This window comes from Streptomyces sp. NPDC040622 (assembly GCF_055593965.1).
The window spans coordinates 137,279-151,138 of sequence record NZ_JBVIXD010000013.1 but is presented as its reverse complement, the minus strand read 5'-3'; the positions used below and the strand labels follow the sequence as shown (position 1 = coordinate 151,138).

The window sequence follows — 13,860 nt, the reverse complement described above, 5'->3', positions numbered from 1 at the left end:
GAGGTGAATCCTCTGCACGGCCCAACTAGGGCCGTAGGTCATGCTTGTTGAATTACTGGCCGGCCACGCGGCGGCCGGCTTCCTCGATGCGGTCCGCGATGCTGCCGTTGATGATCTCGTCGCCCACCTGGACCGTGATCCCGCCGAGGACCGTGGGGTCCACGTCGAGGTTGAGGTGCATCGGGCGTCCGTACACCTTGGCCAGGACGGCGCCGAGACGCTCCTTCTGCCGGTCCGAGAGCGGAACGGCGGAAGTGACGACGGCGACCATGCGGTTGCGACGGTCCGCGGCCAGCTTGGCGAGGGACTCGAGTCCCTCTTCCAGGCTACGTCCACGCGGCGCGGTCACAAGGCGCTCGACGAGACGCTCCGTGACGTCCTCGGCGCGACCGCCGAGCAGGCTGCGCAGCAGCTCGCTCTTGGCCGTACCGGTGGCGGCGCGGTCCGTCAGCGCGGCCCGCAGCTCGGTGCTGGAAGAGACGATCCGGCCGAACCGGAAGAGCTCGTCCTCGACGTTGTCCAGGGCGCCGGTCTTCTGCGCACCGGTCAGGTCGGCGAGGTTGGCGAGCTCCTCCAGGGCGTCCACCAGGTCGCGCGAGCGCGACCAGCGCGAGCGCACCATGCCGGCCACCAGGTCGGCGGCCTCGCCGCCCACCTGGCCGGTCAGCAGGCGCCCGGCCAGCTCGGCCTTGGCCTCACCGGACTGCGCCGGGTCGGTCAGGACCCGACGCAGCGAGACCTCGCGACCGAACAGCGCGGTGACGGCGGCGAGCTCGTCCGCGAGCCGCTTGGCGTCGACCGAGGTGCTGTCCGTCAGCGCGTCGAGGCGCTCGCGCGCGGCGGCCAGGGCCTCGCGGCTAGCTCCGTGCGCTGTCATCGAGCAGCCTCGGCCTTCTCCTCGAGCTCGTCGAGGAAGCGGTCGATCGTGCGGCTCTGGCGGGCGCTGTCCTCGAGGGACTCACCGACGAGCTTGCCGGCCAGGTCGGTGGCCAGCTGGCCCACGTCCTGGCGCAGCGACTGCGCGGCGGCCTTGCGGTCGGCCTCGATCTGCGAATGACCGGCGGCGACGATCTCCTCGCGCTGACGCTGGCCCTCGGCCCGCATCTCGGCGATGAGCTGGGCGCCCTGCTCCTGCGCCTCCTGGCGCAGACGCGCGGCTTCGTGCCGGGCCTCGGCGAGCTGAGCCTTGTACTGCTCAAGAACGCTCTGGGCCTCGGTCTGAGCGGCCTCGGCCTTCTCGATACCGCCTTCGATCGCCTCCCGGCGCTCGTCCAGAACCTTGTTGATGTTCGGGAGGAGCTTCTTCCAGAAGAAGAAGAAGACGATGGCGAAGGCAAGGGCGCCGACGAGCAGCTCAGGACCCGGCGGGACGAGCGGGTTCTGCTCTTCCTCGGCCGCCAGCTGAACCAGGTTGGCGATCACATCAATGCCTTTCGTCGAAAAGTGTCAGTAAGAAGTGCTTACTTACCGAACACGAACGGCATAACGATGCCGATGAGGGCGAGCGCCTCACAGAAGGCGAAGCCGAGAATCTGGTTGGCGCGGATCAGGCCGGCAGCCTCGGGCTGACGGGCGAGGGCCTGCGTGCCGTTACCGAAGACGATGCCGACGCCGATGCCGGGGCCGATGGCCGCGAGGCCGTAGCCGATGGAACCGAGGGAGCCGGAGACGCCAGCGGCGAGTTCGAGGGTCGCGGACATGCCGTTACTTCCTTCTCTTTCATGGGCCGGTGGGGGTTGGCCACCGGACGATCTGGGGGTTTGGAGGGCAGGGTGCTCAGTGGTGCTCGGCGAGAGCGCCCTGGATGTAGGTGCAGGCGAGGAGCACGAAGACGTACGCCTGGACGGCCTGCACGAAGAGCTCGAAGAGGATCATGACCACGGTCATCACGAACGAGACGCCGGCGGCCGGGATCATGTAGCTGTTCAGCAGGTACCAGGAGGCGACGGTGAACATCACCAGCATCAGGTGACCGGCGAACATGTTCGCGAAGAGTCGCACGGCGTGCGTGAACGGGCGCACCAGCAGGTTCGAGAAGAACTCGATGAACGACACGAGCCACTTGATCGGACCGAGCGAGTTGTCGTAGCCGGTGATGTTCTTCCAGCCGCCCACGAAGCCATGGCGCTTGAAGGTCAGGGACACCCAGAGCACGTAGACCAGGACCGCGAGCACGATCGGGTACGCGATGACCGACGAGACGGGGAACTGGGCCAGCGGGATCACGGACCAGATGTTCATGATCCATACGAAGAAGAAGATGGAGACCATGAGGGGGACGTACTTCTCGCCCTCCTTCTTGCCCATCGTCTCGTAGACGATCCCGCGTCGTACGAAGTCGTAGCCGGCCTCACCGATCATCTGCAGCTTGCCCGGGACCACCTTGGCCTTGCCGAACGCGGTGTAGAAGAAGGCGACCACGACAAGCGTGGTGAGCAGGGCGAGCAGCATGACCTTGTTGAACTCGAACCCGCCGACCGTCGCGATCGGCTTGAAGAGGAACGAGTGCAAACCCGGAGCCGGGAAGCCACAGCCGTTGTCGGACATGATCCGACAGCTCCAGTCAAAGGCGAGCTCAGTTTGGTCAGCACTCACCGCGGGCTCCTTCGGCGTGACGCATAGGTACGGCAACCTCGTTGTCGTGTCGGCGCGGCGCGCAGCCGCGGGTCGGCACCGGACTGGTGTTTCGGAAGTGTGAGCGGCATTCAGGCATCGAGCCTCGCGATCGTGCAGGCGTCAGCTCAGATGCCCGCGCCCGCAGTGCCGCAGTTGGCACCGGACGATAGCAGCATCTCGAACGGCCATTTATCCCGCCCCTACCCTTCACTGCGACGACCCCGACTTCTCCGGCTTGTCGCTCTGCTCGGAGTCGGGTTCGACGTAAAGGATCTTGGCTTTCATGAACGCGCGGGCCTGCGACGCCATCCATACGACGGTCGCGACCACAAGACCGACGGCGAAAGCCTTGGGGTTGAACAACGTGGTGTCCTTGAAGAGCGCCACGAAGACAAGAAGCAGCAGGAGTTGGGCGACGTAGAGCATCAGCCCCATCGCCTGGAACAACTGCGGAAGCGATTTCGCCGTGCGTTGGAGTACGAACACTCCGAGCCCCATGAAGACGATGACCACCAACGTGCCGACGACAGCACCGAGCGCCCCCTTGCCACCCGCGACCACACCACTGACCGCGGCGACGATCGCGCCGGCGGCAGCCGTGGGCACGGCGGACTGAAGGAGATTTCGGGCGTCTTGAGACGGCATGGCGGCAGCTCCGCTTACTGATGGGGGCAGGGTGTCGTCATGGACGAGCGTAGACCCGGGCCGAGAGGGTCCCTCGGGCCAATGGACCGTCGCACTACGGTCCTTCGGCTCTACCCCGGGATCTCGTGAACCGTATCACAAACTATTTGATGAGGTCTTTACCTGCCTGGTGTGCTCACTGTCACACATGAGAGGTAATCCGCGCGTCTGTGCATCCGGAGCGTCAACTTGTCTGGTAATGGAGCGATTTAGTCCCACGCGTCAACGGGACGACTCCGCTTCTCGCCGTTCCTCGAAGCGAGAACGCCCGCCGATGGCGGTCGCTCCGTTGACGCCCGCGGCCACCGGAGCCTTCGGGTCCGGGTCACCGGACGCCTGCCCCTCCCCGCCGTCCCCGCCCGTCCCGAGCGCCGCCTCCCGCGCGTCCGACGCGGCCGTGCCCCGGCGCCGGTAGCGCGGCGGCACGAACGCCTCCGCCCACCGCGGGGTGCGCGGCGTGAAGCGCGGCAGGAGGAGCAAAACGAGGCCGACCGCGCTGAGGGCGACGATGAGCAGCAGGATCCAGGTGCTCGTCGAGTGCACCGAGTACGCGACGGTGCCGAAAGCGATGAGCGCCGACCAGAAGTACATGATCAGCACCGCGCGGCTGTGCGAGTGGCCGATCTCCAGGAGCCGGTGGTGCAGGTGACCGCGGTCCGCGGCGAACGGCGACTTCCCGTTCCAGGTGCGCCGGACGATCGCGAGGACCAGGTCGGCGAAGGGGATCGCGATGATCGTCAGCGGCATCAGGAGCGGGATGAAGACCGGCAGCATCGCGTGGGTGGCGTCGCGGCCGCCGCCGAAGTTCAGCTTCATCGCGGCCGGGTCGACCTGCCCGGTGACGGAGATCGCGCCCGCCGCGAGGACGAGACCGATCAGCATCGAGCCGGAGTCGCCCATGAAGATCCGGGCGGGGTGCATGTTGTGCGGCAGGAAGCCCAGGCACATGCCCATGAGGATGGCGGCGAAGAGCGTGGCGGGTGCCGCGGCCTCGATGCCGTACCCGTACCAGATCCGGTAGGCGTACATGAAGGACGCCGCGGAGGCGATGCAGACCATGCCCGCCGCGAGGCCGTCGAGGCCGTCGACGAAGTTGACCGCGTTGATCGTGATGACGACGAGCGCCACGGTGAGCAGCGTGCCCTGCCCGGAGGTGAGCGACACCGTGCCGACGCCGGGGACCGGGATCCACAGGATCGTCAGACCCTGCATGACCATGACGCCCGCGGCGATCATCTGGCCGCCGAGCTTGATCAGGGCGTCGATCTCGAACTTGTCGTCCAGGACACCGATCAGCCAGATCAGCGCCGCCCCGGAGAGCAGCGCGCGCGGCTCGTTGGAGTTCTCGAAGACCGTGTTCAGGTTCGGCAGGTGGTCGGCGACCAGGAGTCCGGCGCACAGGCCGAAGAACATCGCGATGCCGCCGAGCCGCGGTGTGGGCTCCCGGTGCACGTCGCGGGCGCGGATCTCCGGCATGGCGCCGGCCACGATCGCGAACTTCCGCACCGGGCCGGTCAGCAGGTAGGTCACCGCGGCCGTGATGCAGAGCGTCAGGAGGTATTCACGCACGGGCTTCCCCACAGGTCTCGCTGGCCATCTCAGCCCCACACCCTAGCTTTGCGCGCATACGGTTGGGGACTTCCGGGTAGCGACGATGGTTGCACGAGTAGCTGTCGGTCCCCGACGCGGCCGCCCCGTCCTACCCCGGATACGGCGGAAATCTTCCCACCAGTTCACGTACCTCTTCTCGTACGTCCGGGTCCTCGCGCACCGCGCCGACCAGCAGTCCGGCGATGCGCACCATCTCCGGGCCGCCCATGCCCTGGGTCGTGGCGGCGGCGGTGCCAAGGCGCAGGCCGCGGATCTCGCCCTGCGGCAGGGCGCAGGTGTCCAGGACGATGCCGGCCGCGGCGAGCCTGCCGCGGGCGGTGTGCGCGTCCACTCCCAGGGGTGCCGGATCGGCCAGAACCAGATGGGTGTCCGTACCGCCGGTCGTGATCGCGAAACCGCCCGCGGCCATCGCCTCGGCCAGGATCCGCGCGTTCGCGACCACCTGATGGGCGTACGCCGTGAAGGCCGGTGCCGCCGCCTCGCCGAACGCCACCGCCTTGGCGGCGATCGTGTGCATCTGTGCGCCGCCCTGCGTGAACGGGAAGACGGCACGGTCGATCCGTTCGGCGAGATCGGCCCCGCACAGCAGGAGGCCGCCCCGCGGGCCGCGCAGGACCTTGTGCGTGGTCGCGCAGACCACGTCGGCGTGCGGCACCGGGCTGGGTGCCGCTCCCCCGGCCACCAGGCCCATGGGGTGGGCGGCGTCCGCGATGAGGTACGCGCCCACGTCGTCGGCGATCTCGCGGAACGCCGCGTAGTCGATGTGCCGCGGGTAGGAGATCGAGCCGCACACGAGCGCCTTGGGCCGGTGCTCGCGGGCGAGGGCGTGCACCTGGTCGTAGTCGATCAGGCCGCTCTCGGGGTCCACGCCGTAGCCGACGAAGTCGAACCAGCGCCCGGAGAAGTTCGCGGGCGAGCCGTGCGTGAGGTGGCCGCCGTACGGCAGGCCCATCGCCAGGACGGTGTCGCCCGGCCGCAGCAGCGCGGCGTACGCGGCGAGCACGGCGGAGGACCCGGAGTGCGCCTGCACGTTGGCGTGCTCGGCGCCGAACAGGGCCCTGGCCCGGTCGACGGCGATCCGCTCGGCGACGTCGACCAGCTCGCAGCCGCCGTGGTGGCGGGCGCCGGGATAGCCCTCGGCGTACTTGTTGGCCAGCGGGGAGCCGAGGGCGGTCAGGACGGCGGGCGAGGTGAAGTTCTCGGCGGCGATCAGCTGGAGCGCGTCGGCCTGCCGGGCGGCCTCACCGATGAGGACGTCGGCGAGCTCCGGGTCCTGTCGGCGCAGCGCGTCGAGATCCGTGTACGCCGCGGGGGCGCTGGGTGCCGTGCTGACCGTCATCGTGGGCTCCGGGGCCTCGCAGGGGTGACCTCAGATCCAATGTAGGCCGGTGCGGGCGGGCCCGCGCGGGGCCGCGGCTACATGTGTGCGGGCACCCCGGTCAGCGCCGTCACCACGGGGTCCAGGGCCTGGTTGATCTCGTCGCCCACCGAGCGGAAGAACGGCAGGGGCGCCCCGTACGGGTCGTACACCTCGTCGGCCTCCACGTTGGGCGCGAGGAGCCAGCCGCGCAGCGCCGCGGCGGCCCGCACCAGGGCGCGGGCACGCTCGACCACGCCCTCCCCGTCGGGGTCGGGCAGGGTCGCCGGGTCTATCGCCCGCACGAGCCGCGTGAACTCCTTGAGGGTGAACGTGCGCAGGCCCGCCGAGTGCCCCATGGAGATGACCTGCGCGCGGTGGTCGCGCGTCGCGGTCAGCACGAGGTCGGCGCGGATGACGTGGTCGTCGAGGAGCTCGCGGCCCATGAAGCCGCTGGCGTCCGCCCCGAAGTCGGCGAGGACGGTCTCGGCGTTGGTCTCCATCGGGGCGCCCTCGTGGCCCCAGGTGCCCGCGCTCTCCACGATCAGGCCGCCGGTCAGCGGGTCCCCGAGGCGGTCGGCCAGGGCATGCCTGGTCAGCCGCTCGGTGATCGGCGAGCGGCACACGTTGCCGGTACTGACGTGGAGGATGCGGAACGCACCCGCAGAGCCCGGGAAGCCCGCTATGCCACGCCCCGTCTCAGGGGCTGTCAATTCGCCACCTCGAGGTCGGGTACCACCTTGCGCAGCTCGTCCGCGTCAAGGGCGCCCGCACGGAGCAGCACCGGCACCTTGCCCGTCACGTCGACGATCGACGACGGGACGATGCCGGGGGTCGGGCCGCCGTCCAGGTACACGGAGACGGAGTCGCCGAGCATCTCCTGGGCGGCGTCGCAGTCCTCGGGGGCGGGGTGCCCGGTGAGGTTGGCGGAGGAGACGGCCATGGGGCCGACCTCGGTGAGCAGTTCGATGGCGACGGGGTGCAGCGGCATGCGGATGGCGACCGTGCCGCGGGTGTCGCCGAGGTCCCACTGCAGGGAGGGCTGCTGCTTGGCGATGAGAGTGAGGGCGCCGGGCCAGAAGGCGTCGACGAGCTCCCACGCCATCTCGGAGAAGTCGGTGACCAGGCCGTGCAGCGTGTTCGGCGAGCCGATCAGGACGGGGGTGGGCATGTTGCGCCCGCGGCCCTTGGCGTCGAGCAGGTCGGCGCACGCCTCCGGGGAGAAGGCGTCCGCGCCGATGCCGTAGACGGTGTCGGTGGGCAGGACGACCAGCTCGCCACGGCGGACGGCGGACGCGGCCTCGCGCAGACCGGTCGTACGGTCGGTCGCGTCGTTGGTGTCGTATCGCCGTGCCATTAGTCCGGACTCCTCACTGAAACGTGCTGCTGACTCGAAGTCTTGGTCCTCACGGCATCGCCCTGCGGGCCGTCGCGAAGCGCGGGCGGTTGTTCAGGTCGGGGTGGTCGGCCGCGTCGGCCCAGCCCCGCTCCTCGGTGAAGATCCACGGGACCTGCCCGCCCTGGGTGTCCGCGTGTTCGATGACGACCACTCCCCCGGGGCGCAGCAGCCGGTGGGCGGTGCGCTCGATGCCGCGGATCAGGTCGAGGCCGTCCTCGCCGGAGAAGAGGGCGAGCTCGGGGTCGTAGTCGCGGGCTTCGGGGGCGACGTACTCCCACTCGGTGAGCGGGATGTACGGCGGGTTGGAGATCACGAGGTCGACCTGGCCGTCGAGCTCCGGGAAGGCCTCCCTGGCGTCTCCGCGGCGGAGGTCGACCCTGGACCCCTCGACGTTCTTCCGCGTCCACTTCAGGGCGTCCTCGGAGAGCTCCACGGCGTGCACCCGCGAGCGCGGGACCTCCTGGGCCATGGCGAGGGCGATGGCGCCGGATCCGGTGCACAGGTCGACGATGAGCGGCTCGACGACGTCCATCGCGCGGACGGCGTCTATGGCCCACCCGACGACGGACTCGGTCTCCGGGCGCGGCACGAAGACACCGGGGCCGACCTGCAGTTCCAGGTAGCGGAAGAAGGCCCGCCCGGTGATGTGCTGCAGCGGCTCACGGGCCTCGCGCCGGGCCACCGTCTCCCAGTAGCGGGCGTCGAAGTCGGAGTCCTTGACGGAGTGCAGCTCGCCCCGCTTCACGCCGTGCACGAAGGCGGCGAGCTCCTCCGCGTCGTTGCGCGGCGAGGGCACGCCGGCGTCGGCCAGCCGCTGGGTGGCCTGGGCCACTTCCGCGAGCAGCAGGTTCACGCTGGTCCTCCGGGGCGGGTCGTGAAGGGTCTTTCGGGGGGTGCCTTACGCGGCGGCGAGCTTGGCGGCGGAGTCCGCGTCGACGCAGGCCTGGATGACCGCGTCGAGGTCACCGTCGAGCACCTGGTCCAAGTTGTACGCCTTGAAGCCGACGCGGTGGTCCGAGATCCGGTTTTCGGGGAAGTTGTACGTCCGGATCTTCTCGGAGCGGTCGACGGTGCGGACCTGGCTGCGGCGGGCGTCCGCGGCCTCCTTCTCCGCTTCCTCCTGGGCCGCCGCGAGGAGCCTGGAACGCAGAATACGCATGGCCTGCTCCTTGTTCTGGAGCTGGCTCTTCTCGTTCTGGCAGGAAGCGACGACTCCGGTGGGAATGTGCGTGATGCGCACCGCGGAGTCGGTGGTGTTGACGGACTGGCCACCGGGGCCCGAGGAGCGGTAGACGTCGATGCGCAGGTCGTTCGCGTGGATCTCGACGTCGACCTCCTCGGCCTCGGGCGTCACCAGGACGCCGGCCGCGGAGGTGTGGATGCGTCCCTGGGACTCGGTGGAGGGCACGCGCTGCACACGGTGCACGCCCCCCTCGTACTTCAGTCGCGCCCAGACGCCCTGGCCGGGCTCGGTGGCGCCCTGGCCGCCCTTGGTCTTCACCGCGACCTGGACGTCCTTGTAGCCGCCGAGCTCGGACTCGGTGGCGTCGATGATCTCGGTCTTCCAGCCGACGCGCTCCGCGTACCGCAGGTACATGCGCAGCAGGTCGCCGGCGAACAGGGCCGACTCGTCGCCGCCCGCGCCCGCCTTGACCTCCAGGATGACGTCCTTGTCGTCGGACGGGTCCCGGGGCACGAGCAGCAGCCGCAGCTTCTCGGTGATCTCCTCGCGCTGCCGCTCCAGGTCCTTGACCTCGGCGGCGAAGTCGGGGTCGTCGGCGGCGAACTCGCGCGCCGTCTCGATGTCGTCCCCGGTCTGCTTCCAGGAGCGGTACGTCGCGACGATCGGGGTCAGCTCGGCGTAGCGCTTGTTGAGCTTGCGCGCGTTGGCCTGATCGGCGTGGACCGACGGGTCAGCGAGCTTCGTCTCGAGATCGGCATGCTCGCCGATCAGTTCCTCGACCGCCTCGAACATCGGGGGCTCCTGGGTTTCTGCGCGGTGGATCCACGCGAATTGGCTGCGGGACGGCAAAAGCGCCGGTCCCGGCCGCCCCCTCGCGAGGGCGGCCGATGACCGGCGCAGTGGCTCGCTACTTCTTGGCGGAGCCTGCAGCCTTGCCGAAGCGGGCCTCGAAGCGGGCCACACGGCCACCGGTGTCGAGGATCTTCTGCTTGCCCGTGTAGAACGGGTGGCACTCGGAGCAGACCTCGGCGCGGACGGTGCCGCTGGAGATCGTGCTGCGGGTGGTGAACTCGGCGCCACAGGTGCAGCTGACCTGGGTCTCGACGTACTCGGGGTGGATGTCGCGCTTCAAGGTGTCTCCTAGTTTCGGGAGGGCACCGGGTCGTACGCGCGGATTGCTCGTACGTGAACCGGGGCCGACGTACCAGTCTGCCAGGACCGGCCGTATCTCCCAAAACCGGGGTGGGGGCCGATCTATTCCCCAAGGTCCGGGGGCCGGGCTCAGTGACCGGCCGGTGACCGGTCAGTGGCTGCCCACCGACTGCTCACCGACTGCTCAGTGGCTGTCGACCACGTCACCCGCGTCGCCCTTGTCGCCCGCCGACTGCTCGGTGGCGGACTTGGGGATGGGCTTGTCGGCCCTGAGCGCGTCCCAGACCTCCTGGTCGGCCTTCTCCAGGGGCAGCACCCGGTTGGGGTCGGCCGGGTCGTACTGGATGGGCAGCGTGACCATCTTCATGTCGCCCGCGCCGATGCCCTTGAGCCCGTTCGCGAAGCTCGCGAGGCTCTTGACGTCGTTCAGGTCGGAGTCGGTGGTGATGGCGCTGGTCGCGTCGTTCGCGAGGTCGTACAGCTTCTTCGGGTTGCTGAAGACGCCGACGTCCTTGACCTGGTTGAGCAGGGCCTTGATGAAGGCCTGCTGGAGCTGGATGCGGCCGAGGTCGCTGCCGTCGCCGACGCCGTGCCGGGTGCGGACCAGACCGAGGGCCTGCTCCCCGTTGAGGGTGTGGGTGCCGGCGTCCAGGTCGAGGTGGCTGTCCTTGTCGCGGATGTCCTTCTTGGTGGTGATGTCGACGCCGCCGAGGGTGTCGATGAGCTTCTTGAAGCCCGTGAAGTCCACCTCGACGTAGTGGTCCATCCTGACGCCGGACATCTTCTCGACGGTCTTGACGGCGCAGGCGGGCCCGCCCACCTCGTACGCCGTGTTGAACATCTGCCGCTGGCCGCCGGGGTCCGTCTCGTCGTCGTCCGTCGTGCACTCGGGCCGGGATATCAGGGTGTCACGCGGTATGGAGACGACGCTGGCCTTCTTGTGGCCCTTGTAGACGTGGACGATCATCGCGGTGTCCGAGCGGGCCGCGCCCTCGTCCTTGCCGTACTTGGCGTTGTCGCCGGAGCGCGAGTCGGAGCCGAGGACGAGGATGTCCTGGGAGCCGTTGTCGACGTCCATGGGGCGATCCGTGCCGAGCGCGGCGTTGATGTCGACGCCCTTGATGTTGCCGTTGAGCTTGAAGTACAGGAAGCCGAGGCCTCCTCCGCCGAGAACGACCACCGAGGCCGCGGTCCACGCAGTGACCACGAGCGCCTTGCTGCGCTTGCGCGGCTTGCGGCGACGGCCACCTCCCCCGCGGGCGCGCCTGGCCTTCGATTCGGCCGCGTCCGCTGAAGTGCTCTCGTCGGTCATGGGCTCCTCGGTCCTCGTCGGTCGGATATCCCCTGCTTCCAGGGTCAGGCGCGGTTTGTCGTACTTGTCAGACGGCAAAACCGCTTGAAGGGTTGCACAGCGACCCGTGCGCGCCCCGGCGCACACTCGTGACCGACCGTGTACCCCTCCCCCTCGATTTCAGCCCCTCACCTGCGGTTTTTTCCGCCACGGCGCTACTGCCCGTGACCGTGAGAATCTCTTATGTGTGTGGCCAAGGTCTCGCTCGCGCCACACCACATGCCAGAAGGGCCGTCCCGTCACAGCAGTGACGGGACGGCCCTTCCAGTGGCCTGTGACGGCCGGGGACCGCAGAGGACGACTAGTCGTTGCCGTTGCCCGGCGTCGGGGTCGTCTTCTGGATCTGCAGCAGGAACTCGGCGTTCGACTTCGTCTGCTTCATCTTGTCGAGCAGCAGCTCGATCGCCTGCTGCTGGTCGAGCGCGTGCAGCACGCGGCGCAGCTTCCAGGTGATGGCGAGCTCGTCGCTGCCGAGCAGGATCTCTTCCTTACGGGTGCCGGACGCGTCGACGTCCACCGCCGGGAAGATGCGCTTGTCGGCGAGCTTGCGGTCGAGCTTGAGCTCGGCGTTGCCGGTGCCCTTGAACTCCTCGAAGATGACCTCGTCCATGCGGGACCCGGTGTCGACGAGCGCGGTCGCGAGGATGGTCAGCGAGCCGCCGTCCTCGATGTTGCGCGCGGCGCCGAAGAAGCGCTTCGGGGGGTACAGCGCGGTCGAGTCGACACCACCGGACAGGATGCGGCCGGAGGCCGGCGCCGCCAGGTTATACGCACGGCCCAGACGCGTGATCGAGTCGAGCAGCACGACGACGTCGTGGCCCAGCTCCACCAGACGCTTGGCGCGCTCGATGGCGAGCTCGGCGACCGTGGTGTGGTCCTCGGCGGGGCGGTCGAAGGTCGAGGAGATGACCTCGCCCTTCACCGACCGCTGCATGTCGGTGACCTCTTCCGGACGCTCGTCGACCAGGACGACCATCAGGTGGCACTCGGGGTTGTTCACCGTGATCGCGTTGGCGATCGCCTGCATGATCATGGTCTTGCCGGTCTTCGGCGGGGCCACGATCAGACCGCGCTGACCCTTACCGATGGGCGCGACGAGGTCGATGATGCGGGTGGTGAGCACGCCCGGGTCGGTCTCCAGACGGAGCCGGTCCTGCGGGTAAAGGGGCGTCAGCTTGCTGAACTCCGGCCGCCCGCGCCCGGATTCGGGCGCCATGCCGTTCTGCGAGTCCAGGCGGACGAGCGCGTTGAACTTCTCGCGGCGCTCGCCGTCCTTGGGCTGACGGACCGCGCCGGTGACGTGGTCGCCCTTGCGCAGGCCGTTCTTGCGGACCTGGGCCAGCGAGACGTACACGTCGTTGGGGCCGGGGAGGTAGCCCGACGTACGGATGAACGCGTAGTTGTCGAGGATGTCGAGGATGCCCGCGACGGGGATCAGGACGTCGTCGTCGGAGACCTGCGGCTCGTTGCCGAAGCCCTGCTCGTCGCGGCCACGACGGCCGCGGCGGTCGCGGTAACGGCCCCGGCGGCCGCGCCGGCCGCCCTCGAAGTCGTCGTCGTCCTGCGGACCGTTGTCACGCTGCTGGCGGTCCTGGCGGTCCTGACGGCCGCCGCCACCCTGCTGCTGGCGGTCCTGACGGTCCTGGCGGCCGCCACCACCCTGCTGGTCGTCGCCCTTGTTGCCGCGGCGGTCGCGGTCACGGTCACGGCCGCGGCCCTGGCGGTCACGGCGGTCCCGGCGGCCGTCGTTGTCGCCGGAGCCGTCGCCGCCCTTGTCGGCCTTCTCGCCCTTGCCCTCGGACGCGTCGCCCTTGTCGGCCTTCGCCTCGGCGGTGACCGTCTCGGGGCTGCCCGCGTCGGCGGTGGCGCGACGGCGGCGGCGCTCACCGGCCGGCTGCTCGTCCCGCTCGGCGTCGCCCGAGCGTGCGGGGCCGCCGGCCGGCTGGCCGGGGATGTCGATCTGCTGCTGGGCCGTGGCCTTCTCGGCCTTGGCACCGGCGGACTTGTCCGCGCTCGCCTTGGCGGGCTCGGCGGCGTCCTCGCCCGTACGGGCCTTCGAGGTGGCCCGGCGCTTGGGCTTGGACTCGGTGGTGTCCCCGGAAGCCGCGGCGCTCTTCGCCGGGGCTCCGCCCCCTGCCTGCGCCTCCTTGATGACCTCGATCAGCTGGCTCTTGCGCATGCGCCCGGTGCCCTTGATCCCAAGGCCCGATGCGACCTGCTGCAGTTCCGCCAGCACCATGCCCTCGAGGCCGGTGCCGCGGCGCCGCCGGGACCCGGCCGAAGCACCGGTGGCAGGCGCCGCGGAGGCGTCCGTGGCGGGCGTGTCGGCAGTCACGCCCATCAGATCGGTGGTGTCGCTCACGAAGGGTCCTTCCCTGGAGCGGACGTCGGCCTGTCTGGCTCGGCGACCGGTTGTGCTGTCCGGCGGTCGGTCCTTGCATTCTGTGGACCGTGCCGGGGCGGTGGTCCGCCAACGCGGCGGAAGAATTCATTGGTGATGGCGATTC

General features: G+C 69.5%; 14 protein-coding genes. All 14 read right to left on the bottom strand.

The window, feature by feature from the left end; translation table 11 throughout:
- Positions 1 to 52 precede the first annotated feature (52 nt).
- Positions 53 to 877: a F0F1 ATP synthase subunit delta gene (locus ACZ592_RS33520; RefSeq protein ID WP_471585456.1), complete on the bottom strand. Its 825-nt coding sequence runs from the start codon at positions 875 to 877 to the stop codon at positions 53 to 55.
- On the bottom strand, positions 874 to 1,422 hold the full coding sequence (locus ACZ592_RS33515; protein ID WP_471585455.1) for a F0F1 ATP synthase subunit B: 549 nt from the start codon (positions 1,420 to 1,422) through the stop codon (positions 874 to 876). Before ACZ592_RS33515 ends, ACZ592_RS33520 begins: the two co-directional genes overlap by 4 nt.
- A 38-nt stretch (positions 1,423 to 1,460) precedes the next feature.
- The gene (gene atpE / locus ACZ592_RS33510; RefSeq protein ID WP_055564408.1) at positions 1,461 to 1,700 is read right to left on the bottom strand and encodes an ATP synthase F0 subunit C; all 240 of its coding nucleotides are present in this window, start codon (positions 1,698 to 1,700) and stop codon (positions 1,461 to 1,463) included.
- Positions 1,701 to 1,776: 76 nt separating this feature from the next.
- The gene (gene atpB / locus ACZ592_RS33505) at positions 1,777 to 2,547 is read right to left on the bottom strand and encodes a F0F1 ATP synthase subunit A (RefSeq protein ID WP_471585528.1); all 771 of its coding nucleotides are present in this window, start codon (positions 2,545 to 2,547) and stop codon (positions 1,777 to 1,779) included.
- A gap of 276 nt (positions 2,548 to 2,823) precedes the next feature.
- Positions 2,824 to 3,261 carry a hypothetical protein gene (locus tag ACZ592_RS33500; RefSeq protein ID WP_471585454.1) on the bottom strand — a complete coding sequence of 146 codons (438 nt, stop codon included), beginning with the start codon at positions 3,259 to 3,261 and terminating at the stop codon, positions 2,824 to 2,826.
- A gap of 261 nt (positions 3,262 to 3,522) precedes the next feature.
- On the bottom strand, positions 3,523 to 4,869 hold the full coding sequence (locus ACZ592_RS33495; protein WP_471585453.1) for an MraY family glycosyltransferase: 1,347 nt from the start codon (positions 4,867 to 4,869) through the stop codon (positions 3,523 to 3,525).
- Positions 4,870 to 4,999: 130 nt separating this feature from the next.
- Positions 5,000 to 6,250 (bottom strand): serine hydroxymethyltransferase, encoded by a 1,251-nt coding sequence (locus ACZ592_RS33490; protein WP_471585452.1) that lies wholly within the window; start codon positions 6,248 to 6,250, stop codon positions 5,000 to 5,002.
- Positions 6,251 to 6,327: 77 nt separating this feature from the next.
- Positions 6,328 to 6,981: an arsenate reductase/protein-tyrosine-phosphatase family protein gene (locus ACZ592_RS33485; RefSeq protein WP_471585451.1), complete on the bottom strand. Its 654-nt coding sequence runs from the start codon at positions 6,979 to 6,981 to the stop codon at positions 6,328 to 6,330.
- Complete coding sequence (locus ACZ592_RS33480) at positions 6,978 to 7,625, bottom strand: L-threonylcarbamoyladenylate synthase (protein ID WP_150172252.1); 648 nt, start codon at positions 7,623 to 7,625, stop codon at positions 6,978 to 6,980. The genes ACZ592_RS33485 and ACZ592_RS33480 overlap by 4 nt, the downstream gene beginning before the upstream one ends.
- Positions 7,626 to 7,674: 49 nt before the next feature.
- Positions 7,675 to 8,520, bottom strand: coding sequence for a peptide chain release factor N(5)-glutamine methyltransferase (gene prmC / locus ACZ592_RS33475; protein WP_471585450.1), 846 nt, complete (start codon positions 8,518 to 8,520; stop codon positions 7,675 to 7,677).
- 45 nt (positions 8,521 to 8,565) lie between these two features.
- A complete protein-coding gene (gene prfA, locus ACZ592_RS33470) occupies positions 8,566 to 9,642 on the bottom strand; it encodes a peptide chain release factor 1 (protein ID WP_471585449.1) in 1,077 nt (358 codons plus the stop codon).
- 115 nt (positions 9,643 to 9,757) lie between these two features.
- The gene (gene rpmE, locus ACZ592_RS33465; RefSeq protein WP_471585448.1) at positions 9,758 to 9,982 is read right to left on the bottom strand and encodes a 50S ribosomal protein L31; all 225 of its coding nucleotides are present in this window, start codon (positions 9,980 to 9,982) and stop codon (positions 9,758 to 9,760) included.
- Between the two features lie 204 nt (positions 9,983 to 10,186).
- Positions 10,187 to 11,314, bottom strand: a complete 1,128-nt coding sequence (locus ACZ592_RS33460; RefSeq protein ID WP_471585447.1) for an LCP family protein — start codon at positions 11,312 to 11,314, stop codon at positions 10,187 to 10,189.
- Positions 11,315 to 11,654: 340 nt separating this feature from the next.
- Positions 11,655 to 13,715: a transcription termination factor Rho gene (gene rho / locus ACZ592_RS33455; RefSeq protein ID WP_471585446.1), complete on the bottom strand. Its 2,061-nt coding sequence runs from the start codon at positions 13,713 to 13,715 to the stop codon at positions 11,655 to 11,657.
- Between the last annotated feature and the right edge of the window lie 145 nt (positions 13,716 to 13,860).